Consider the following 20,061-nt stretch of genomic DNA (forward strand, 5'->3'; position numbering starts at 1 on the left):
TTCAGCGGTTCTCCGCCGTGCCGGGCTCGGCGAGCCGGCGGTGCTGCTTCGCGAGCAGCTCCGAAGGCGTGATGTTCGCCATCGCCGCCTGCAGCTTGTTCTTCCAGCCCGCGACCACGTCGCCCTCGCCCTTCATCATGGCGTCGAAGCCGATCCGCGCGACCTGCGCGGGATCGGCCTTCTTGTCGTCCTGGCCGACCTTGGTGTCGAGCATGTCGGCGCGATCGAAGAATTCGGTGTCGGTCGGCCCCGGCATCAGGCAGCTCACCGTCACGCCGCTGTCCTTGAGCTCCTCGCGCAGCGCGAGCGCGAAGGAATCGAGGAAGGCCTTGGTGCCGTTGTAGACGGCCTGGAAGCTGCCGGGCATGAAGCCCGCGATCGATCCGGTGATGAGGATGCGTCCTTCCCCGCGCGCGCGCATCGCGCCGCCCACGGTGTGGATCAGGTACAGCGTGCCAGTCAGGTTGGTGTCGAGCACGTGCCGCGCGTCGGCAAAGTTCTGGTCGAGGAAGGCATGGCCGAGGCCGCGTCCCGCATTCGCCAGCAGCGCATTCACCGGCCGCTGGCCGGCGGCCGCGAGCAGGCGGTCCACGCCCGCGGTGGTGGAAAGATCGGTCTGCACCGGCTGCACCTCGACGCCGCGCGCACGCAGCTGCACGGCCGCATCCTCGATCTCGGGCTCGTCGGCCGCGATCAGCAGGTCGAATCCCTCGTTGGCGCAGCAGCGCGCGAGCTCCAGGCCGATGCCCGAGGAGGCGCCGGTGACGATCGCGAAGGGGCGGGTGAAAGCGGAAGTGTTCATCGGGAAAGCTCCTTGTGAACGTGAAGGAAGGCCGGACTCGGCGTGCGTCCGCGACCATGGTCGAACAGCTTCGGGCGCGCCGGGGCGGCATAACACGCGAGCTGGTGAAAGCGGCCTCCTACGCATGCCTCGCCCTGGCGCCGGTCCTGACGCATACTCCGCCTGCCGCCACCCAGGACACAGGATGACCAAGCCCGCTGATCCTCCTTCCGCTCCGGACCCCCGCGCCCTCGCCAAGCTGGCCTGGGAGGCCGCCTGGGAACGACTGGGCAATGCGCTGCAGGCGCCCGCCGGCTACCCGTGTGCCACGCCCGCGCAGCTCGCCGAATGCTTCGAGGTGGCGCAGGCGCGTCTGGACGAACTCCGCGCCGCCTGCCGGCTGCCGCCCGAGCCCTGAGGGGAGCCCTGAGGGCCGGCTGCGGCTTGCGCGATCACGCGCAGCTTTCCTACGGTGCGCGCGCGGCGCCTTGGGAATCGTGGGGCCTGCGAAACGACCCGACGACGACTTCGCCCGCCATGGCATCTGCCCCGCCCGCCCTCGCCCCCGAACACGCCGCCGGCCACACAGCCCTGCTGATCATCGACATGATCAGCTGCTGGGATTTTCCCGATGCCGACAAGCTGCTTCCCGGCGCGCATGCCATCGCGCGGCCGATCGCCGCGCTCAAGGCGCGCTGCGCGCGTGCCGGCGTGCCCACGGTCTACGTCAACGACAACCGCGGGCGCTGGCGCTCCGACCTGCGCCGGCTCGTGGAGCTCTCGCTGGACGCAGGCGGCGCGGGCGCCGAGATCACCACGACGCTGCTGCCCGGCGAGAGCGACTATTTCGTGCTCAAGCCCAAGCAGTCCGCGTTCTTCGCCACGCCGCTCGAACTGCTGCTCGCCTACCTCCAGGCCAGGCGGCTGATCGTGACCGGGGTGGCGAGCGACCAGTGCATCTGGGCCACCGTGGCCGACGCCGGCATGCGCGACTTCGAGGCCGTGGTGCCGCGCGACTGCGTGGCCTCGCAGACGCCGGAGCGCAACGCGCGCTTTCTGCAGCAAGCGGCCGAGGCGCTGTGCGTGCCCACGACCCCCGGCCCCCGGATCCGCCTGCCCGCGCGCCGCGGCGGCCGCTGACCCCGCGCCCTGGAACGGAGGACCGCCCATGTTCGCGCACATCCAGCTCGGCGTGCAGGACCTGAACCGCATGACCGCCTTCTACGACGAGGTGCTGCGGCATTTCGGCATGGTGCGCTTCACCGACCTCGCCCGCGTGGGCCCGGCGGGGGTGCTGTGGCGGCACCCCGGCACCCGCTGGCCGCAGTTCGTGATCCACCGTCCGTTCAACGGCGAACCCGCCTCGGCCGGCAACGGCTCGCAGGTGAGCTTTCTCGCGGCCTCGCGCGAGGCAGTCGACGCGGCATGGAAAGGCGCCCTCGCGCGCGGCGCCACCGATGCCGGCGAGCCGGGCCTGCGGCCGCGCTATGCCGAGGACTTCTATGCGGCCTACTGCCTGGACCCGGAGGGGCACAAGCTCTGCTTCGTGCACACGCCCTGAGCCCTGAGGACCCCCAACCGAGCCTGCCTCTCAGACCGAAAATCACACCTGTACCGGTCTGCGATAATGCCGCCGATCAGATTACAAATGATCAGGCGCTGACAGGAGGCCATTACAACGATATGGATGACAAACTTGTCTCAATTTGCATCCCTGTATTCAACGGGAGCAATTACCTAAAAAAAGCGATCGAGAGCGCACTGGCCCAAGACTACCCCCACGTTGAAGTCATCGTAGTCAACGATGGATCGACGGACGGTGGTTTGACCGAGGCGATCGCGCTCGAATACGGCAACCGGATTCGTTACATCAAACAGGAAAATCGCGGGGTTGCAGGCGCACTCAACACAGCGGTGGCGCATGCGAAGGGCACGTATTTCGCGTGGCTGAGCCACGACGACATCCACCTTCCCCACAAGACCAGCGCGCAGATGCGCTTCCTGTCCGATCTCGGGCGGACCGATGCGTGCCTTTTTTCCGATTACGACCTGATCGATCCGGACGATAAGCTGATCACCACGGTGCGGCTTCCGGTCGACCGCATCCGCCGCTCTCCGCGTCTGCCGCTCCTCAACGGCATGATCAACGGCTGTTCGCTGCTGGTACCGATCGCCGCAATGCGCGAATTCGGCGTTTTCGATGAGCGCCTCCGGTTCACGCAAGACTACGACCTTTGGAACAAGATCCTCGACAAGCAGGAGTTCTTCCATCAGCCCGAAGTACTGATCCAGTACCGCGTGCATCCGCAGCAGGACACGCAGACACAAAAACTGGCGCCCGAATCCGATCCGCTGTGGACGCGAATGATCGACGACCGCAGCCCGACGCAGCGAGCGCAGCTCAGCGGCAGCAGTCGGCGCTTCTATCAGTCGCTCGGCGTCTTCCTCGAACTGACCCCGATGCAGAAGGCCTCGGCGCACGCGTTGAATCTCGCCAAGCATGCATCGCGGGACACGCTCACGTCCGTGGTGATCCCGTTCTTCAACGAAATCAACCTGCTGCACAGAGCGGTGGAGAGTGTCAGGTCGCAGATCGGAGCGCGCTTCGAGATCATCCTGGTCGATGACGGCTCGACCGAAGATACGAGTTCGATCGAACGTCTCGCCCAGAGCGACGAGCGCATCAAGCTCATCCGCCAGGCCAACCGAGGTGCAGCGGCAGCGAGAAACCGGGGCATGATGAGCGCGAAGGGCGAGTACATCGCTTTTCTCGACGGCGACGACACGTTCATGCCGAACAAGATCCGCCGTCAGCTCGACCTGATGCAGGAGCATGGCGCGCTCTTCTCGCACACGAGCTACTACATTTCTTATCCCGAGCGAAAAAACTCGCTCGGCATCTGGCACAGCGGACAGTTCGGTGGACGTTGCTACCCGGAGCTCATCCGGTCCTGTCCGATCGCGGTGCCTACCGTGATGCTGCATCGCTCGATCGTGGATGAGGGCTTCCTGTTTCCAGCAGGCTGCCATTTGGGCGAAGACATTCTTGCCTGGATCGATCTGGCGGCGAAATACCTTCTGCTTGGAATCGACGAGCCTCTCTCCGTCGTGGAATGGTCCGCCACGAGCGCGGCCATGTCGCTGGACAAGCAAGTCCGAGGGGTCGCGGCCATGATCGAAATCATCCAGAGCCACCCCATTCACGGCAAGCATCTGGCCGAACTGGACAGCTTGCGTGCTCACCTCGAAGAAATCACCGCGCAACGCGCTCGCGTCAGCGAAGCGGATTGGGCCGTCCCGCTGATCGACCAGGCCTGGAATATCTCCCAGTCCGTCCCCCTCGAAGCCATAGGAAGAATCTAACTTGCAAAAACGACTCAAAGTACTTGTTCTCGGCGCTACCGGGATGCTGGGACACGAGGTGCTGCGCGTGCTCAACGGGCGGCCGGAGTTCGAAGCCTTCGGTTCGATGAGATCCGCGTCGCTCCGTTCGGCCCTGCCGACGGAAATGGGCGAGCGGCTGCTGACCGGTGTTGACGTGCTGGATGCCGACGTGCTTGCAACGGTGCTGGCACGCATCAGGCCCGACGCCGTGATCAACTGCGTCGGTTTGGTCAAACAGCTCGGCAATGCCGACGATCCCCTGGCAGCCCTCCCGCTGAACGCATTGTTTCCTCATCGCCTCGCACGCCTGTGCGAGCTCGTTGGCGCGAGGGTGGTCCACATCAGTACGGACTGCGTCTTCAAGGGCGACCGCGGCATGTACAAGGAGTCCGATGCGCCGGACGCGACGGATCTCTACGGCAGGTCCAAGCTGCTCGGAGAACTCACGCGCGGCAATGCGATCACGCTCAGGACCAGCATCATCGGGCGTGAAATCCAGGGCCAGCACGGCCTGGTGGACTGGTTTCTCCACGCGCCATCGCCCGTCAAGGGATTTGCCAATGCCATCTTTTCCGGTTTGACCACGCACGAGCTCGCAAAGGTCATCGGCGAAGTCGTGCTGCCTCGTCCAGAACTTCAAGGCCTGTGGCACGTGTCGGCCGCACCGATCGACAAGTACTCGCTGCTGAAGCTGATCAACGCGATCTACGGGAAGGGAACGACCATCCTCGAAGACCGGGAGTTCAAGCTGGATCGCTCGCTCGACAGCAGTCGCTTCCAAAGCGAAACCGGCTACCGAGCGCCGGACTGGAACCAGATGATTTCTGCCATGCACGCCAATGGGATCTGACATGAACCTCGATATTCTTAATGGAAAAACCGTTCTCGTTACTGGCGGCACGGGCTCGTTCGGGCAGGCAGTGGTTCGCCGCTTCCTGCGGGCAGGCGTAAAGGAGATCCGCATTCTTTCTCGCGACGAGAAGAAGCAGGACGACATGCGCAGCCAATTCAATGACGACCGGCTGCGCTTCTTTCTCGGAGACGTCCGCCACAGCGGGTCCGTTCACGAAGCGATGCGCAACACGAACCTCGTGTTTCATGCCGCCGCGCTCAAGCAGGTGCCTTCGTGCGAATTCCACCCCATGGAAGCAGTCAGGACGAACGTGCTGGGCGCCGAGAACGTGATCTCGGCGGCGATCGCCTGCGGCGTGGAGCGCGTGGTCGCGCTGAGTACCGACAAGGCCGTCTACCCCATCAACGCGATGGGACTGTCGAAAGCCATGATGGAAAAGATCGTGGTCGCACGTTCGAGAAGCGCGGGAAACACGGTGCTCAGCGCAACCCGCTATGGCAACGTGATGGCATCCCGCGGTTCCGTGATTCCTCTCTTCATCAAGCAGTTGCGCGAAGGGCGGGACATCACCATCACCGATCCGACGATGACTCGCTTCCTGATGTCGCTGGACGAGTCGGTGGATCTGGTGCTGTTTGCGTATTCCAATGCGGCCCAGGGGGACATCTTCGTGCAGAAGGCACCTGCGGCGACCGTCGACGTTCTTGCCCAGGCGCTTCAACGCATCTTCGGTGGCAACTCCAAGATCAAGATCATCGGTACGCGGCACGGTGAAAAGCTCTATGAAACCCTGGTCGCCCGCGAAGAAATGGCGCGCGCCGACGACCTCGGGGCGTACTACCGGATTCCGGCCGATGCGCGCGACCTGAACTACTCGAAGTTCACCACCGTCGGTGAAAGCCGCATCAGCGAAGCGGACGACTACACGAGCCACAACACGCATCGGCTGAATGTCGATCAGGTCGTGGAGGTTCTGGAGAAGCTCGACTACGTCAAGCAAGCGAAGCTCGGCTTGTCCGAGCCGACGGAGGAGTAAGCGCGTGCGCAAGGTCATGACCATCCTGGGCACCCGCCCGGAGCTGATCAAGATGAGCCTCGTCATCGAGCGCCTCGATCGGCTCACGCAGCACGTGCTCGTCCATACGGGTCAAAACTACGACTATTCGCTGAACCAGGTGTTCTTCGACGACCTGTCGATCCGCAAGCCGGATCACTTTCTCGACGTTGCGGCATCCACACCCGCAGCCGCCATCGCCAACGTCATCGAGAAAGCCGACCGGATCCTCGAACTGGAGAAGCCTGAGGCCATCCTGATCTATGGCGACACGAATTCCGGACTGGCCATCCTCGCGGCGAAGCGCCGCAAGATTCCGGTTTTCCACACATGGAAGCCGGCAACCGATGCTTCGACCAGCGTGTGCCGGAAGAACTCAATCGCAAGGTCATCGACCACCTGAGCGACGTCAACATGACGCTCACGGAACATGCCCGCCGCTATTTGCTTGCAGAAGGCCTGCCACCGGAGCGCACCTTTGTTGTCGGCTCGCACATGGAGGAAGTCCTGTTGCGACACGCCGCGAAGATCGAATCGTCCGACATCCTGAAGAAGCTCGATCTCGAAAAGGGAAAGTACTTCCTGGTCAGCACCCACCGGGAAGAGAACGTGGATTCACCCCATCGGCTGGCCGCTTTTCTCGAATGCCTGCGCGCCCTGGCCGACGCTTACGGCTGGCCCGTGGTCGTGTCGACCCATCCCCGCACGAGAAAAAGGCTCGCGGAATCGGGTGGCGGCAGCACGCCTTCCGGCGTGGTGTTCCTCGAGCCCTTCGGCTTCACCGACTACGTTCACCTGCAGAAGAACTCGGCTTGCGTTCTGTCGGACAGCGGAACCATCACCGAAGAAGCGGCGCTGCTGGACCTCCCCGCCGTCACGATGCGCGACAGCCACGAGCGTCCCGAAGGGATGGATGCCGGCACCTTGATCATGTGCAGCATGGTGCCGGACAAGCTGCTCGACGCCGTTCGGTGCGCCATGGAGGAGTTCGGCTTCGGGCGGCGCTCGGCCGGGACCGTCCGGGACTACCAGGCAGGCGCCGTCTCCGCCAAGGTCGTCAAGATCGTCCTCTCGTACATCGACTACATCAACGACCGGGTCTGGCACAAGAACATGAACAATGCTCAGGGAGTCAAGGGATGAGGACTGCTGCTAAGAGGCTCGCGCTCACCATTCCTCCGCTTCGCCGCCTGTACGAATTTGCGATGTTCCATGCGCATGGGCATACCGAAAGCCAGCGGCAGCTTCATGAACTTCAGCAGACCCATTCCCGGGCTCTGGAGGAGGCGCGCCGCCAGCACGAGAAGCTGGAACTCCAGCTTTATGTGATGCGCAGCGACCATCAACGTGCCGCGGTGCGCAATGAGGCGCTCTCGATCGCGCTGAGCGAACTGGAAACGCAGGTCGCAAAGAATGCGTCGTTCGAAAAATTCTTCGCTCAGATGAGCGAGAAGATTTCGTCGGGCTTCCAGGCGCAACAGGAGAGCCTGAATGGACTGCTGGACCGGGCGGTGTCGCGCGAGGATCAGGCGCTGGCACAGAGCAAGCTGTTCGGTCAGTTGGCTGTCCTGACCTCCGAGGTCGCGAGAATCAAGCGACCGACGGGGGGCACTTCCGAAGGTCTTGCCACCATCTATCTGAACCTTCTTGAAGATGCTTTGACGGGCATCCTTTGGAACGATGCGCCAATGGACCCCTGGTCCAAGTCCTTCGATCCGAGCGTGCGCGCGATCGGGCGCGACTGGCCGTCATCCGCACTCACCATGATCGGTTCGGCCCGTCTGCGGAACTTCCGCATGCTCATCGAGCAGGCCATTTCGGAACGAATTCCCGGAGACATTCTCGAGGCCGGCGTGTGGCGGGGGGGAGCCTGCATACTGGCGCGCGCTGTGCTCGCGGCTCACGACGTTCGGGATCGGCGTGTCTGGGTGGCGGATTCCTTTGCGGGTCTTCCTCCACCCGATCCCAAATACCCATCGGATGCAGGTGATCAGCACAGCACGTTCACCCAATTGCAGGTGACGCTCGAAGAGGTGCAGCAGAGCTTCCGCAAGTACGGTCTGCTCGACGAGCAGGTCTGCTTTCTCAAAGGCTGGTTCAAGGACACGCTCCCTCGGGCCCCCATCGAAGCGCTTTCTGTCCTTCGCCTGGACGGCGACATGTATGGATCCACGATCGAGACGCTCGAGGCCCTCTACGCCAAAGTCTCGGTGGGCGGGTATGTCATCATCGACGACTACATTCTGGAAGGATGCAAGCAGGCCGTGCACGATTTCCGGCGCGCTGCATCGATCGAGGACGAACTGCAGGAAGTCGATGGCGCGGCCGTGTACTGGAAGAAAACGAGGGCGTGATGCGAGGCGCGAGGGAAACTCGATCGTCCAGCCACGCTGCGCGGCCCGGACCGGCATGAATCTTCTCCGCGGATCGAGCTTCCAAACATCGCGCGGAGAGCTATGACGGCACAAGCATCGGCGTGGGAGCTTGAGATTGCCAGGGCGCTGTTCGACGAGGCGTATTACCTTCGCGTCAACGACGACGTGCGCAGTGCCGGCGTCGACGCCTTCGCCCATTTCATGTCTCACGGAGCCCGGGAGGGCCGGAGGCCGAGCGAGACGCTGGATCTCCGTCCCTACATGGCGGCCGAGCCCACGAGTACGGCAGGAGACAGCAATCCTCTGCTGCACTTTTTGCGCAGAGGCCTCCTGGGTTCCTTCCAGTGGCCGGTTCTCAATGAAGAGGTCCAGACGGTCCTGCAGTCCTCGCCGCCGCGCGAGGCCACTTTCAATGGCAAGCCCTCGAATGATCTGATCGAAGCCGAGCAACTCTCGCGAGAGCTCGCGCTCCATTTTCGGTCGGGGCTCGCCAAGTGTTTTCTATCGATCAGCCATACGCATTACCTGAGCTCCACCGGCGGTGTCGAGAACGTCGTCGCATCCGAAGCGGCGTCTTTCTTGCGCGCGAACTGGGGCTACATCCACGTCTGCCCCGTCATGCGGGAGCCGTGGCTGGTCGACAGGCCTGAGGCTGGTGCAGCACTGCTGGTCTTGAGCATCAATGGCCAGAGAATCGGAACGATTTCCGATGTGCTTCTGGCCGAGGGTCTGAAGAACGCCTCAACCCGTTTTGGCGGGCGCCCACGCCTGGTGATTCATCATCTGATGGGCTTCGACGTCGCCAGCGTGGTCGCGCTGGCTGCCGCTTGTGCCGAGACGCCGATCGTTTGGATCCACGATTTCTACACACTATGCGTCGATCCGTTTCTCCTTCGCAATGATGTCGAATTCTGTCGGGCGCCGGAGCTCGACTCGAACGCGTGCATGGTCTGCTCCAAAGGGACACAGAGGGCTCTGCATGTCAGGGCCATGCGGCGCCTTTTCGAGGTTCTGCAACCGCACATCCTGACACCGTCGAGATCGACGCTGGACATCTGGCTCGAGCGTGGAAAGCTTGCCCACCGCCAAGCATTGGTCGTGCCCCTCGCCCGCCTCGCCCTTGGCGAAGCGCCCCGCCGGAGCAGGCCTCGCATGCCACAGCGGGTTGCGTACCTGGGCAACACGGCGACGGTCAAAGGTTGGCCGGTGTTTCGGCGGCTGGCGGAATTTCTGGCCGGCGATGAGCGCTATGCCTTCTATCGTTTCGGCTATGGCTCGTCGGGCAGCGACAGCATCATCGAGGTTCCAGTCAAAGTGACCGCGGATGATCCAGCCGCCATGGTGCGGGCCGTGAGGGATCACGAGATCGACGTCGTCGTGAATTGGTCTCAGTGCCATGAGACCTTTTCATTCGTCACCTGCGAAGCCTTGGCCGCTGGCGCGTTCGTCGTCGCGCGAAAGGATTCCGGAAACGTTCGATGGCTCATTGCCGATGCCGGGGACAGCCGCGGAATGACGCTCAGAACCGAGACGGAACTCAAGGCTCTTTTCCTGTCCGGCGAATTGCTCGACCTGCAAAGGAGTTCCGACACGCAGGGGCAGGTCGTGCGAACCGACGCCACTGCCCTCCTCCTGACGGACGAGCATGCCAGCCTCCTGCACACCTGAAACACACGCCTTCATGCTGGTTCACGCGCGCGACATTGCGCGCGCATGCGTCGCTGCGACGTCGCTGCGGCGAAACCATCCCGACTGGTTCCAGTGGCTTTTCGTGCATGACACGCCGCCCGCGCCGTGGGAAGACTTCGCCGCTGGCATCTTTGACGCGAGGATGGCCACGCCGGAGCTGCCGCCTCCCGCGAAGCCGTCGGCTCACGGAAGCCGGTCCACCAACGAACCCTGGCGCACCCCGGCGTTGCTCGAGCGGGCCTTCGCGGCCCCCTTCGAGGCTGGCGCCGATGTGGTGATCTGCGTGGACGCATGCCATGTATGGATGAAGCCTTGGCCTTCGCTGCAGACCGCACTCGACTCGCACGAGATCGTGATCGCCAACGCAGGTCTGGTCGCCGCGCGGCGCAGTACGCATCCTGAGCGACTTTCGGCCGCGATCGGCCAAGCCTTTCGCGACGACTTCGGCCCCTCCAGCTCGATGCACGATTTTTTCGTTCTCGATGACGCAGGCTTCGGGTTCGACCGCGCCCGCCACGAGGAATTGCCTCTGCGTTTTGCGCCCGACGGCAGTCTTCGGCAGGGCGACCTGCCCATCATCACCGTGGACTTTCGAGGCAGCGCCACCACCGAATTCGAAGCCAGATGCGGCTTGCCCGCGTTCGGCACCGAATGGGTGGAACTGACAAAGTGGTACGCCGGCCAACTGAAGCGCTTCGGCGACGCCGACGGAGCGGCCGATCAACTGCGGCGCGGCCAACCAGGATGATCATGACCTCGTTTGAGAGCTTTCCATCAGCCCCTTCCGAACAAAACGGCCCTGTCGCGGTCGCTCAGGATGGTGGCGATCTCGCCAGTCGAGCGGAGCTGTTTGCCGAGCTCCACGCGACCCGGCTTGTCTTGTCGCGTACCGAGCAGATGCTGGAGCAGGCACGTCTCGAACAGAACGCGCAGGCCACGCTGCGACGAGCCTATGAAGAGGCACGCCTGTCATGCGTGAAGATGGAAGCGCTGCTTCAGGCCACCGTCGCAGAGTCCGAGCAGTGCAAGGCGGAGAAGGCACAAGCCATCGAAAGCTTGCGCCAGATGCAGGCTTCGACCTCTTGGCGGCTCTGTCTGCGTCTGAGGCGCATCGTGGACAGAATCCCTCTACTGCGGCGCTTTGCGCTGCAGATTCTCCGTCGGCTGCGGGGCTGACGAAGGTCCGCCTCTGCGGAAGTCCGACCCGCTAGTCAGGGCGCGCTGCGCCTCGCGCGCCACTCAACCGCTGCGCCGCTCCGCATTGCGCTTGCGCGTGGCGGCCGCCTTCTTCGCCGATGCGGAGCGTGCCGCGGCCGGTCGCGACGCGGCGGCTGCCGCGCCCTTGTGACCGCCCTTGCGCGAGGACGCATGGTTCTCGGCCTTGCCGCGGCCGCTGCCGCTCTTCTTGCCGCCGCCGGTCTCCGCGTTCACCGTGGCCCAGGCGCGGCGCTCGGCCTCGCCCTTGGCCACGCCGCGGTGTTCGTAGCCTTCCTCGATGTGCTCGGCCTTGCGTTTCTGCTTGTCCGTGTAGGACGACTTGTCGCCTCTTGGCATGTGGCTCTCCTGGAGAGTGAAGAACTCTTCATCCTGCGCCGGGCATGTGCGCCGCGGGTCGGAAGACCCTGCCCCTGTGCGTGGGAGCAGTCTGGCGGCGGCCATGTGGGACTGCACCGACGGCCCCTGGGGCCCATTGCACGACAGCCGGCGCCGCGCAGGGCCCCGAGCATGGTCGGCTGCCAGCACAAGGAGCGCCAGCAATGATGATGAAGAAGACGACGACGGTCAGCGATTTCGTGGTCCAGCGGCTGCACGACTGGGGCGTGCGGCGCGTCTACGGCTACCCCGGCGACGGCATCAACGGCCTGATGGGCGCGCTCGACCGGGCCGACGGCGCGATCGAGTTCGTGCAGAGCCGGCACGAGGAACTCGCCGCCTTCATGGCCTGCGCGCACGCCAAGTTCTCTGGCGAGGTGGGCGTCTGCCTCGCCACCTCGGGGCCGGGTGCGATCCACCTGCTCAACGGCCTCTACGACGCCAAGCTCGACCACCAGCCGGTGGTGGCCCTGGTGGGCCAGCAGAAGCGCAGCGCGCTCGGCGGCGACTACCAGCAGGAAGTGGACCTGGTCTCGCTGTTCAAGGACGTGGCGCACGAGTTCGTGCAGATGGCCACGAGCGCCGAGCAGGTGCGCCACCTCATCGACCGCGCGATGCGCATCGCGCGCGACCGGCGGGCCGTGACCTGCGTGATCTTCCCCAACGACGTGCAGGACCTGCCGGCGGTGCCGGTGCCGCCGCGCGAACACGGCACGGTGCACAGCGGCATCGGCAGCACCGCCTGCGCGCAGGTGCCGGGGCCGGTGGCGCTCGGTCGCGCGGCCGAGATCCTCAACGCGGGCCGCAAGGTCGCGATCCTCGCGGGCGCGGGCGCGCTGCATGCGACCGACGAGCTGATCCACGTGGCCGAGCACCTCGGCGCCGGCGTCGCGAAGGCGCTGCTCGGCAAGGCCGCGGTGCCCGACGCGCTGCCCTTCGTCACCGGCGCGATCGGCGTGCTCGGCACCCGGCCCAGCTCGCGCATGATGGAGGAATGCGACACCCTGCTGATGGTGGGCTCGTCGTTCCCGTATGCCGAGTTCCTGCCGCCCGAGGGCCAGGCGCGCTGCGTGCAGATCGACACCGATCCGCGCGCCATCGGCCTGCGTTATCCCACCGAGCTGGGCCTCGTCGGCGACAGCCGCGCCACGCTCGCCGCCCTGCTGCCGCTGCTCGATCGCAAGGAGCACGGCGCCTGGCGGCGCGGCATCGAGGCCGACGTGGAGAAATGGTGGCGCGTGCTCGAGGCGCGCGCGCATGTCGCGGCCTCGCCGCTCAACCCGCAGCGCGTGTTCTGGGAGCTCTCTTCGCGCCTGCCCGACGAATGCGTGCTGACCTGCGACAGCGGCACCGCGGCCAACTGGTATGCGCGCGACGTCAAGCTGCGCCGCGGCATGAAGGCCAGCCTCTCGGGCGGCCTCGCGACCATGGGGCCGGCGCTGCCGTATGCGATCGCGGCCAAGATGGTGCACCCCGACCGGCCGGTGGTCGCGATGCTCGGTGACGGCGCGATGCAGATGAACGGCATCAACGCGCTCATCACGCTCGCGCGCGTCTGGCGCGACTGGTCCGATCCACGCCTCGCGATCATGGTGCTGAACAACCGCGACCTGAACCTCGTGACCTGGGAGCAGCGCGTGCTCGGCGGCGATCCGAAGTTCGAGGCCTCGCAGGTCCTGCCCGACTTTCCGTATGCGCGCTTCGCCGAGATGCTCGGCCTTTCGGCCCTCCGCGTCGACACGCCCGAGGCCGTGGGCCCCGCCTGGGACGCCGCCTTCTCGGCCGACCGCCCGATGCTGCTCGAAATGGTGACCGATGCGGCCGTGCCGCCGCTGCCGCCCGACGTGTCGCTGGCGCAGGCCCGGGCCTACCTCGCGGCACTGTGGCAGGGCGATCCGGAAGCGATGCGCACCATCAAGGCCGCCGCGCGCGAGTACTGGGCCAGCGTCACGGCCTGAGGCGCGGCGCCCGCGCGCTCACGGCCGCGGGCGAACGCCTTCCTGGCGGGCGCGGCCGGCCTCGGCGTCCACGCGCGCGAGGCAGGCGGCGCGCTCGTCGCCGGCATGTGCCTGGCACTTCTCGTGCGCGATCTCCTGGTCCACGCGCGCCTTCGTCTCGGCAAGGCGGCGCTCGCTGGCCTCGCCGGGGCTGCGCTGCTGTTCGAGTTCGGCCAGCGCGATCTTCTCGCGGCCCTCGGCCTCCTTCTGGCAGACCGCGCGCGCGCCGGCGGCCTGCGCCTCGCAGCGTTCGAGCGCGGCCTTCAACTGGGCGGCGATGCGCTGGCGCGCGATGGCGGGGTCCATGGTGGCCGCGTCGATCTCGGCCGGGCGCGGGGCGGCATCCTGCTGCGCCATCGCAGGCATCGCCGTGCACGCGACCACGGCGAGAGAAAGCAGTACCTGAAAAAGCTTGGTCATGGCGATCTCCTGTGCGGCCGCCGCTGCCGGCGTCCGCTGCCGCCAGTGTGCGCGCCGCCCCCCCGCGCCCGGTAGGACGTGCGCGCGAGCCGGCCGGGGGCGGCACCGACGCGGCGGCATGCCGAAAGTGCGTCAGCATGTGCTTACGGCCGGTTCGCGAGGCGTCCTACCGGTGCGCCGCGGGCCGCTTCTATATTGGCTTTCGACGACGGACCCTCGCTTCAAGAACAAACCCACCGGCGTCAAGGAGATCACCATGAAGAAACTGCTAATGATGTGCACTGCAGCATCCTGCCTCGCCATGGTCCAGGTGCATGCGCAAGTGAATACCACCCCGTCGGCGGCCACCGATCCGGCCATGGCCGAGTACAAGGCCGCGCGCGACAAGATCTCGGCCGACTTCAAGGCGGCCAAGGAAAAATGCGACGCGCTGAAGGACAACGCCAAGGACGTCTGCATGGAAGAGGCCAAGGGCAAGGAAAAGGTGGCCAAGGCCGAGCTCGAACAGAAGCAGAAGCCCAGCGACGCCAATGCGCGCAAGCTCGCGGAGGCCAAGGTCGAGGCCGCCTACGAGGTCGCCAAGGAGAAATGCGACGACCAGAAGGGCGACGCCAAGGACGCCTGCGTGAAGGAAGCCAAGGCCGAGCAGGCCAAGGGCAAGGCCGACATCAAGGCCATGAAGAAGTAAGGCCGCATGCCGACGCCGGCTTCCGGACCCTGAAATGGTGACGCACTTGCAGACGCTCGCCATTCCGGACGCCCTGCGCGCGCAGCTCGCCGCGGAGAACCTGCTGGCCATCAACTCGCATGGCCAGGAGGTGCTCCACGGCCTCGACTTCGCGGAATCGCAACTGCTCGTCGAATGCACGGAGGCCTCGCCCGACGATGCCGCGCGGCGCGAGCGCTGCGCCGAGCTCGTCGTCAAGCACGAACGTGCGCGGCTGCGGATCGCCACCGTCGACGACGAGCGGACGGCGTCCAAGTTCTGAACGGCCGCTCCCCGCGGCTCCTCCCCGAACCGTCAGCGCAGCGTGCCCAGGTAGGCCGCGATGTCGCGCGCGTCCTTCTCGCTCACGCCCATCTCGGGCATCGCCGAATGGGGATCGACCTCGTGCGTGTGGCGCAGCCAGCGCACCATGTTCTCGGGCGTGTTGGGCAGCTTGCCGGCGATCAGCAGGCGCTCGGCGATGCCCGCGAGCGGCGGCCCGACGTGCGGCGACGAACTCGTGATGCCCGGGATGGTGTGGCAGGCGCTGCAGGCGTACTGGTGCAGCGCCTGCGCGCCGCGCCGCACGTCGCCCGCGCCGGCCGGCGCCGCATCGGGCACCGCGCCGCAGGCGGGAGGCGCCGCGCCCTGCGCGCCCGTGGGCGCGACGCGCACCGCCTCGGCGTACTGCTGCGGCGAGAGGTCGGGCAGGCGGCCGAGGAAGGCCACCACCGACCAGAGCTCCTCTTCCGACAGGCGGTGCTCCCAGGCCGGCATGCCGCTCATCTTGATGCCGTGCTTGGTGAGCCAGTACAGTTCGCGCGGCTTCCAGTGCTGGCGCGCGTCGACCAGCGGACCGGGCAGCGGCTGCATGCTCTTGCCGATGTCGTTCTGCGCCACGCCCGGCGCACCGTGGCACTGCACGCACTTGTCGCGAAAGCAGGCGGCGCCGCGCACCAGCAGGCGCTCGTCGTCGAGCGGCGGCGGTTCGATGCGGCGTGCGCGCAGCCGCACCGACTGGTGCATCGCGGTCTCGAGCAGCGAGTACACCGGCTGCGTGTGCTGCGAGGTCGCGGAGACGTCGTAGAGCCCGCCGTACACCACCAGCGCGCCCGCCGCCGCGCCGGCGAGGCCCAGCGCGGCCACGGTGAGGAGAACGGTCTTCGGTGCACGCATCGATCGCGGCATTGTCCGACGCGCGCCGGCGCCGCCGTGTCGGCGCAGGCCGCGTTCCCGTCTGCAGAATCGCGGCATGGTGGCCGCCCCTTCCCGACGCGCTGTCCGCGCCAGCGCCCTGCCGATGCTGGCGCTGCTGGCCTGCGGCTGCGCGCCGGCCGACGAAGGCGCGCCCCCCACGCCGCCCGCCGCCGGGCGGCCCCCACAGCAGCAGCAGCAACACAAGCCGCAGATCGAGCGCGGCCGCTCGCTGCTCGCGCAGTACCAGTGCGGCAGCTGCCATGCCATTCCCGAGGTGCCGGCCGCGCGCGGCCGCACCGGCCCCACGCTGGCCGCGTTCGGCCGCCGCAGCTACATCGCGGGCCAGGTGCCGAACCGGCCGGAGCAGCTCGCGCGCTGGATCGTCGCGCCGGCCGAACTGGTGCCCGGCACCACGATGCCCGCCATGGGCGTGTCGCCGGCCGACGCGCGCGACATGGCGGCCTACCTGCTCAGCCTCGAATGAGCACGATCCACGCCGCGGGCGAGGCGCCCTCCCAGTCCGCGCTGCGGGCCGCGGGCCCGGTCGCGGACTCGCTGCTGCAGGTGAGCGTGGTGCTCGCGGTCGGCGGCACGCTGATCTTCGCGGGCGTCATGCTGCTGCTCGTGCTCGCCATCCGCCGCCGCGCCGGCGGCAGGGTCGATGCACGCTGGTGGATCGTGGGCGGCGGGCTGGTGTTTCCGACCGCCGTGCTCACCGCCCTCTTCGCCTGGAGCGAATGGCACCGCCCGCCGTGGCGGCCGGTGCCGCCGTCCGATGCGCTGATCGTCGGCGTCACGGGCCGCATGTGGTGGTGGGAGGTGCGCTACCGTGACCCCGCGACCGGCGCCGAGGTGGTCACCGCGAACGAGATCCGCATCCCGGTCGGCCGGCCGGTGTACTTCGGCCTCGGCAGCGCCGACGTGATCCACAGCTTCTGGGTGCCGTCGCTCGGCGGCAAGATGGACATGCTGCCGGGCCGCGTGCAGCACCTGCTGCTGCAGGCCGACCGGCCCGGCGTGTGGCGCGGCCAGTGCGCCGAGTACTGCGGCGAGCAGCATGCGCGCATGGCGCTGCACGTGGTGGCGGAGCCGCCCGCCGCCTTCGACGCCTGGCTCGCGGCGCAGGCGCGGCCGGCCGTGGCACCGGCCGCGCCGTCGGCTGCGGTCGCGCGCGGGCGCGAGGCCTTTCTCGCGCACCGCTGCAATGCCTGCCACACCGTGCGCGGCGTGAGCGAACAGAGCCGGCTCGGCCCCGACCTCACGCACGTGGGCAGCCGGCTGCACCTGGGCGCCGGCACGGTCGCGAACGAACCTGGCGAACTCGCGCGGTGGGTCGCGCACACGCAGCAGCTCAAGCCCGGCGCGCAGATGCCCTCGTCGGGCCAGCGCATCCCGCCGGACGAACTCGACGCGATCGCCAGCTGGCTGGCCCAACCGAAATGACGCACGCCGCATCGGCAGACATGCCCGCTCCCTCTCCCGCACCCCGCCCGGCCGGCGAACGCGAGGCGCTCGAACGCGCCTGGGAGCCGCCGCGCGGCTGGCGGCATCTGTCGGCGGTCAACAACACGCGCATCGGCGTCTTCTACATCGCGACCGCGATGCTCTTCTTCGTGCTGGCCGGCATCCTCGCGCTGATGATGCGCACGCAGCTGGCCGTGCCCGACAACGACCTGATCGACGCGCGCACCTACAACCAGCTCTTCACGATGCACGGCACCGTGATGATGTTCCTGTTCGCGGTGCCGATCGTCGAAGCGGTGGCCATCTACCTGCTGCCGGGCATGCTCGGCGCGCGCGACCTGCCGTTTCCGCTGCTCTCGGCCTATGCGTTCTGGGCCTACGCCATCGGCGGCTTGGCCTTCTTCTGCACCCTCTTCTTCGGCCAGTCGCCCGATGGCGGCTGGTTCATGTACCCGCCGCTCACCGGCAAGGAGTTCTCGCCCGGGCGCGGCGCCGACTGGTGGCTGCTGGGCATCGGCTTCATCGAGATCTCGGCCATTGCGGGCGCGATCGAGCTGATCGTCGGCATCCTCTTCACGCGCGCGCCCGGCATGACGCTGATGCGCATGCCGATCTTCGCCTGGGCCATGCTCGTGAGCGCGCTGATGATCGTGATCGCCTTCCCGGCCGTGATCGCCGCGACCATGCTGCTCGAACTGGAGCGCGCCTTCGACTGGCCCTTCTTCATCCCGGCGCGCGGCGGCGATCCGCTGCTGTGGCAGCACCTGTTCTGGTTCTTCGGCCACCCCGAGGTCTACATCATCTTCCTGCCCGCCGCGGGCATGGTCTCGATGATGGCCGCCACGCTCGCGGGCACGCCGCTCGTGGGCCACCGTGCGGTGGTGCTGGCGCTGATCGGCGTGGGCGTGGTGAGCTTCGCGCTCTGGGCGCACCACATGTTCACCGCCGGGCTCGGCCAGCTCTCGCTGCTCCTGGTGTCGGCCGCCAGCTTCATCGTCGCCATCCCGAGCGGCGTGCAGGTGTTCGCCTGGATCGCGACCTTCTGGCGCGGCCGGGTCACGCTCAATGCGCCCACGCTGTTCCTGCTCGGCTTCCACTTCATCTTCGTGCTCGGCGGCCTGACGGGCGTGATGGTGGCGGTGCTGCCCTTCGACTGGCAGGCGCACGACAGCTACTTCATCGTCGCGCACCTGCACTACGTGCTGATCGGCGGCATGGTGTTCCCGGTGTTCGCGGGCTTCTACTACTGGGCGCCGCTGTTCAACGGCCATCGCCTGTCGGAACGCTGGGGCCGCTGGGTGTTCGGTCTGATGTTCGGCGGCTTCAACCTGGCCTTCTTCCCGATGCACATCGCGGGCCTGCTCGGCATGCCGCGGCGCGTCTACACCTACGACGGCAGCCTGGGCTGGAATGCGCTCAACATGCTCTCGACCGTCGGCGCCTACGTGCTCGCGGCGGGCGTGCTGCTGTTCTTCGTGGACGCGGTGCGCACGCTGCGGCGGCCCGAGCAGGACCATGGCGACCCGTGGCGTGCCGGCACGCTCGAATGGCTGCCGCCGCGCGAGTACGGCGTGCGCAGCATCCCGCCCGTGGATTCGCGCTACCCGCTGTGGCAGCGGCCCGCGCTGCCGCAGGAGGTCGAGGCCGGGCGCTTCTGGCTGCCGGGCACGGTGTTCGGCGGACGCGAGACGCTGGTGACCAGCCTGGTCGCGGCACGGCCGATGCACCTGCTGCGCCTGCCGACCGACAGCTGGTGGCCGCTCGTGGCGGCGGCAGGCACGGCTGGGTTCTTCCTGCTGCTCACCGTGTCGCAGCCGCTGCCGGCCTTCGCCTGCGGCGTGCTCGCGGTGGCCTGCATCATGCGCTGGCTCTGGGACTCGGACCAGCCCCCGCCGGTCGCCACGGTCGACGTGGGTCATGGCGTGCAGCTGCCGGTCGGCGCGCGCGGCGCCGCCTCGCATTCCTGGTGGGCGATGGTGGTGCTGATCGCGGTGGACATGACGATCTTCGCCTCGCTGCTGTTCACGCATGTCCACCTCGCGATGGCGGGCGACGTGTGCCCGCCGCCGGGCGCGGCGCTGCCCGACCGGCGCTGGCCGGCGGGTGCGGGGCTGCTGCTCGCCGCGGGCTCGCTCGCGATGGTCGTCGCCATGCGCGCGCTGCGCAGCGCGCAGGCCCGCGAACAGCGCGGACTGCGGCTGCTGGTGGCGTTCGCGATGGCCTGCGTGGCCGGCTCGGCCGTGCTCGACATCGGCGGCCACCTGCAGGCCGGACTCGATCCGCGCGCGCAGGGCTGGAGCGCCTCGGTGGGCATGCTGCTGGGCTGGCAGGGCTTTCACGTCGCCGTGCTGATGCTGATGGGCGGCTACCTGCTCGTGCGCTCCTGGGCCGGGCGGCTGCAGCCCGCGGCACGCGCCACCCTCGACAACACCGCCCTCATGTGGCACTGCGTGACGGTGCAGGGCATCGTCGGCGCGCTCGCGGTGCAACTGGTGCCGCGGCTGCTGGGCTGAGCGCGCCGACAGCCTCCTACAACACGACGGTCCGC

At 67.1% G+C, this 20,061-nt stretch carries 22 protein-coding genes; 18 read left to right on the forward strand and 4 right to left on the reverse strand.

What is annotated here, in order from left to right:
* Position 1: 1 nt before the first annotated feature.
* Positions 2 to 802, reverse strand: coding sequence for an SDR family NAD(P)-dependent oxidoreductase (locus M2165_RS24325; RefSeq protein ID WP_280817130.1), 801 nt, complete (start codon positions 800 to 802; stop codon positions 2 to 4).
* A 184-nt stretch (positions 803 to 986) separates the two neighbouring features.
* On the opposite strand from M2165_RS24325, the gene M2165_RS24330 reads away from it, so the two are divergent.
* From M2165_RS24330 to M2165_RS24380, 12 genes are all read left to right on the forward strand, one after another.
* The gene (locus M2165_RS24330; protein ID WP_280817131.1) at positions 987 to 1,199 is read left to right on the forward strand and encodes a hypothetical protein; all 213 of its coding nucleotides are present in this window, start codon (positions 987 to 989) and stop codon (positions 1,197 to 1,199) included.
* Between the two features lie 119 nt (positions 1,200 to 1,318).
* Positions 1,319 to 1,921, forward strand: coding sequence for an isochorismatase family cysteine hydrolase (locus M2165_RS24335; RefSeq protein ID WP_280817132.1), 603 nt, complete (start codon positions 1,319 to 1,321; stop codon positions 1,919 to 1,921).
* Between the two features lie 28 nt (positions 1,922 to 1,949).
* The gene (locus tag M2165_RS24340) at positions 1,950 to 2,342 is read left to right on the forward strand and encodes a VOC family protein (protein WP_280817133.1); all 393 of its coding nucleotides are present in this window, start codon (positions 1,950 to 1,952) and stop codon (positions 2,340 to 2,342) included.
* Between the two features lie 122 nt (positions 2,343 to 2,464).
* Positions 2,465 to 4,144, forward strand: coding sequence for a glycosyltransferase (locus tag M2165_RS24345; protein ID WP_280817134.1), 1,680 nt, complete (start codon positions 2,465 to 2,467; stop codon positions 4,142 to 4,144).
* Position 4,145: 1 nt separating this feature from the next.
* Positions 4,146 to 5,015, forward strand: a complete 870-nt coding sequence (locus M2165_RS24350) for an SDR family oxidoreductase (protein ID WP_280817135.1) — start codon at positions 4,146 to 4,148, stop codon at positions 5,013 to 5,015.
* Between the two features lies 1 nt (position 5,016).
* A complete protein-coding gene (locus M2165_RS24355) occupies positions 5,017 to 6,054 on the forward strand; it encodes an SDR family NAD(P)-dependent oxidoreductase (protein WP_280817136.1) in 1,038 nt (345 codons plus the stop codon).
* A gap of 4 nt (positions 6,055 to 6,058) precedes the next feature.
* Positions 6,059 to 6,475 carry a UDP-N-acetylglucosamine 2-epimerase gene (locus M2165_RS26120; RefSeq protein WP_348541056.1) on the forward strand — a complete coding sequence of 139 codons (417 nt, stop codon included), beginning with the start codon at positions 6,059 to 6,061 and terminating at the stop codon, positions 6,473 to 6,475.
* Positions 6,403 to 7,215 carry a UDP-N-acetyl glucosamine 2-epimerase gene (locus M2165_RS24360; RefSeq protein ID WP_348541057.1) on the forward strand — a complete coding sequence of 271 codons (813 nt, stop codon included), beginning with the start codon at positions 6,403 to 6,405 and terminating at the stop codon, positions 7,213 to 7,215. Before M2165_RS26120 ends, M2165_RS24360 begins: the two co-directional genes overlap by 73 nt.
* On the forward strand, positions 7,212 to 8,426 hold the full coding sequence (locus M2165_RS24365) for a TylF/MycF family methyltransferase (protein ID WP_280817137.1): 1,215 nt from the start codon (positions 7,212 to 7,214) through the stop codon (positions 8,424 to 8,426). The genes M2165_RS24360 and M2165_RS24365 overlap by 4 nt, the downstream gene beginning before the upstream one ends.
* A 102-nt stretch (positions 8,427 to 8,528) precedes the next feature.
* Complete coding sequence (locus M2165_RS24370) at positions 8,529 to 10,115, forward strand: hypothetical protein (protein ID WP_280817138.1); 1,587 nt, start codon at positions 8,529 to 8,531, stop codon at positions 10,113 to 10,115.
* 13 nt (positions 10,116 to 10,128) lie between these two features.
* Complete coding sequence (locus M2165_RS24375) at positions 10,129 to 10,884, forward strand: hypothetical protein (protein WP_280817139.1); 756 nt, start codon at positions 10,129 to 10,131, stop codon at positions 10,882 to 10,884.
* Between the two features lie 2 nt (positions 10,885 to 10,886).
* Positions 10,887 to 11,312 (forward strand): hypothetical protein, encoded by a 426-nt coding sequence (locus M2165_RS24380; RefSeq protein WP_280817140.1) that lies wholly within the window; start codon positions 10,887 to 10,889, stop codon positions 11,310 to 11,312.
* 63 nt (positions 11,313 to 11,375) lie between these two features.
* Here M2165_RS24380 and M2165_RS24385 read toward each other — a convergent pair whose 3' ends face one another.
* Positions 11,376 to 11,690 (reverse strand): plasmid stabilization protein, encoded by a 315-nt coding sequence (locus M2165_RS24385; protein WP_280817141.1) that lies wholly within the window; start codon positions 11,688 to 11,690, stop codon positions 11,376 to 11,378.
* A gap of 209 nt (positions 11,691 to 11,899) precedes the next feature.
* Between M2165_RS24385 and M2165_RS24390 the strand changes: the two genes are divergently transcribed.
* A complete protein-coding gene (locus M2165_RS24390) occupies positions 11,900 to 13,687 on the forward strand; it encodes a thiamine pyrophosphate-requiring protein (protein ID WP_280817615.1) in 1,788 nt (595 codons plus the stop codon).
* A gap of 18 nt (positions 13,688 to 13,705) precedes the next feature.
* Here the strand turns inward: M2165_RS24390 and M2165_RS24395 are convergent, their stop codons facing one another.
* Positions 13,706 to 14,146, reverse strand: a complete 441-nt coding sequence (locus M2165_RS24395) for a hypothetical protein (protein WP_280817142.1) — start codon at positions 14,144 to 14,146, stop codon at positions 13,706 to 13,708.
* Positions 14,147 to 14,402: 256 nt separating this feature from the next.
* Here M2165_RS24395 and M2165_RS24400 point away from each other — a divergent pair, with 256 nt between their 5' ends.
* Entirely contained in the window at positions 14,403 to 14,834 is a 432-nt protein-coding gene (locus tag M2165_RS24400) for a hypothetical protein (RefSeq protein WP_280817143.1), read from the forward strand.
* 34 nt (positions 14,835 to 14,868) lie between these two features.
* The gene (locus M2165_RS24405) at positions 14,869 to 15,135 is read left to right on the forward strand and encodes a hypothetical protein (RefSeq protein WP_280817144.1); all 267 of its coding nucleotides are present in this window, start codon (positions 14,869 to 14,871) and stop codon (positions 15,133 to 15,135) included.
* A 32-nt stretch (positions 15,136 to 15,167) separates the two neighbouring features.
* On the opposite strand, the gene M2165_RS24410 is transcribed toward M2165_RS24405, so the two are convergent.
* Entirely contained in the window at positions 15,168 to 16,028 is an 861-nt protein-coding gene (locus M2165_RS24410) for a c-type cytochrome (protein WP_280817145.1), read from the reverse strand.
* Between the two features lie 76 nt (positions 16,029 to 16,104).
* On the opposite strand from M2165_RS24410, the gene M2165_RS24415 reads away from it, so the two are divergent.
* Genes M2165_RS24415 through ctaD form a run of 3 tightly spaced genes read left to right on the forward strand, consistent with a single transcriptional unit; the run spans position 16,105 to position 20,026 of the window.
* Entirely contained in the window at positions 16,105 to 16,533 is a 429-nt protein-coding gene (locus M2165_RS24415; RefSeq protein WP_280817146.1) for a cytochrome c, read from the forward strand.
* 5 nt (positions 16,534 to 16,538) lie between these two features.
* Positions 16,539 to 17,492 carry a c-type cytochrome gene (locus M2165_RS24420; RefSeq protein ID WP_280817616.1) on the forward strand — a complete coding sequence of 318 codons (954 nt, stop codon included), beginning with the start codon at positions 16,539 to 16,541 and terminating at the stop codon, positions 17,490 to 17,492.
* Positions 17,493 to 17,512: 20 nt separating this feature from the next.
* Positions 17,513 to 20,026, forward strand: a complete 2,514-nt coding sequence (gene ctaD, locus M2165_RS24425; protein ID WP_280817147.1) for a cytochrome c oxidase subunit I — start codon at positions 17,513 to 17,515, stop codon at positions 20,024 to 20,026.
* Positions 20,027 to 20,061: the final 35 nt, after the last annotated feature.

This window comes from Variovorax sp. TBS-050B (assembly GCF_029893635.1).
GTDB lineage: Bacteria > Pseudomonadota > Gammaproteobacteria > Burkholderiales > Burkholderiaceae_C > Variovorax.

Excerpts from the sequence above, each read along its gene's own strand:
- M2165_RS24325 (WP_280817130.1), bottom strand. The coding sequence starts at position 802 with ATGAACACTTCCGCTTTCACCCGCCCCTTCGCGATCGTCACCGGCGCC.
- M2165_RS24330 (WP_280817131.1), top strand. The coding sequence starts at position 987 with ATGACCAAGCCCGCTGATCCTCCTTCCGCTCCGGACCCCCGCGCCCTC.
- M2165_RS24335 (WP_280817132.1), top strand. The coding sequence starts at position 1,319 with ATGGCATCTGCCCCGCCCGCCCTCGCCCCCGAACACGCCGCCGGCCAC.
- M2165_RS24340 (WP_280817133.1), top strand. The coding sequence starts at position 1,950 with ATGTTCGCGCACATCCAGCTCGGCGTGCAGGACCTGAACCGCATGACC.
- M2165_RS24345 (WP_280817134.1), top strand. The coding sequence starts at position 2,465 with ATGGATGACAAACTTGTCTCAATTTGCATCCCTGTATTCAACGGGAGC.
- M2165_RS24355 (WP_280817136.1), top strand. The coding sequence starts at position 5,017 with ATGAACCTCGATATTCTTAATGGAAAAACCGTTCTCGTTACTGGCGGC.
- M2165_RS24360 (WP_348541057.1), top strand. The coding sequence starts at position 6,403 with ATGGAAGCCGGCAACCGATGCTTCGACCAGCGTGTGCCGGAAGAACTC.
- M2165_RS24365 (WP_280817137.1), top strand. The coding sequence starts at position 7,212 with ATGAGGACTGCTGCTAAGAGGCTCGCGCTCACCATTCCTCCGCTTCGC.
- M2165_RS24370 (WP_280817138.1), top strand. The coding sequence starts at position 8,529 with ATGACGGCACAAGCATCGGCGTGGGAGCTTGAGATTGCCAGGGCGCTG.
- M2165_RS24375 (WP_280817139.1), top strand. The coding sequence starts at position 10,129 with ATGCTGGTTCACGCGCGCGACATTGCGCGCGCATGCGTCGCTGCGACG.
- M2165_RS24380 (WP_280817140.1), top strand. The coding sequence starts at position 10,887 with ATGACCTCGTTTGAGAGCTTTCCATCAGCCCCTTCCGAACAAAACGGC.
- M2165_RS24385 (WP_280817141.1), bottom strand. The coding sequence starts at position 11,690 with ATGCCAAGAGGCGACAAGTCGTCCTACACGGACAAGCAGAAACGCAAG.
- M2165_RS24390 (WP_280817615.1), top strand. The coding sequence starts at position 11,900 with ATGAAGAAGACGACGACGGTCAGCGATTTCGTGGTCCAGCGGCTGCAC.
- M2165_RS24395 (WP_280817142.1), bottom strand. The coding sequence starts at position 14,146 with ATGACCAAGCTTTTTCAGGTACTGCTTTCTCTCGCCGTGGTCGCGTGC.
- M2165_RS24400 (WP_280817143.1), top strand. The coding sequence starts at position 14,403 with ATGAAGAAACTGCTAATGATGTGCACTGCAGCATCCTGCCTCGCCATG.
- M2165_RS24405 (WP_280817144.1), top strand. The coding sequence starts at position 14,869 with ATGGTGACGCACTTGCAGACGCTCGCCATTCCGGACGCCCTGCGCGCG.
- M2165_RS24410 (WP_280817145.1), bottom strand. The coding sequence starts at position 16,028 with ATGCGTGCACCGAAGACCGTTCTCCTCACCGTGGCCGCGCTGGGCCTC.
- M2165_RS24415 (WP_280817146.1), top strand. The coding sequence starts at position 16,105 with ATGGTGGCCGCCCCTTCCCGACGCGCTGTCCGCGCCAGCGCCCTGCCG.
- ctaD (WP_280817147.1), top strand. The coding sequence starts at position 17,513 with ATGCCCGCTCCCTCTCCCGCACCCCGCCCGGCCGGCGAACGCGAGGCG.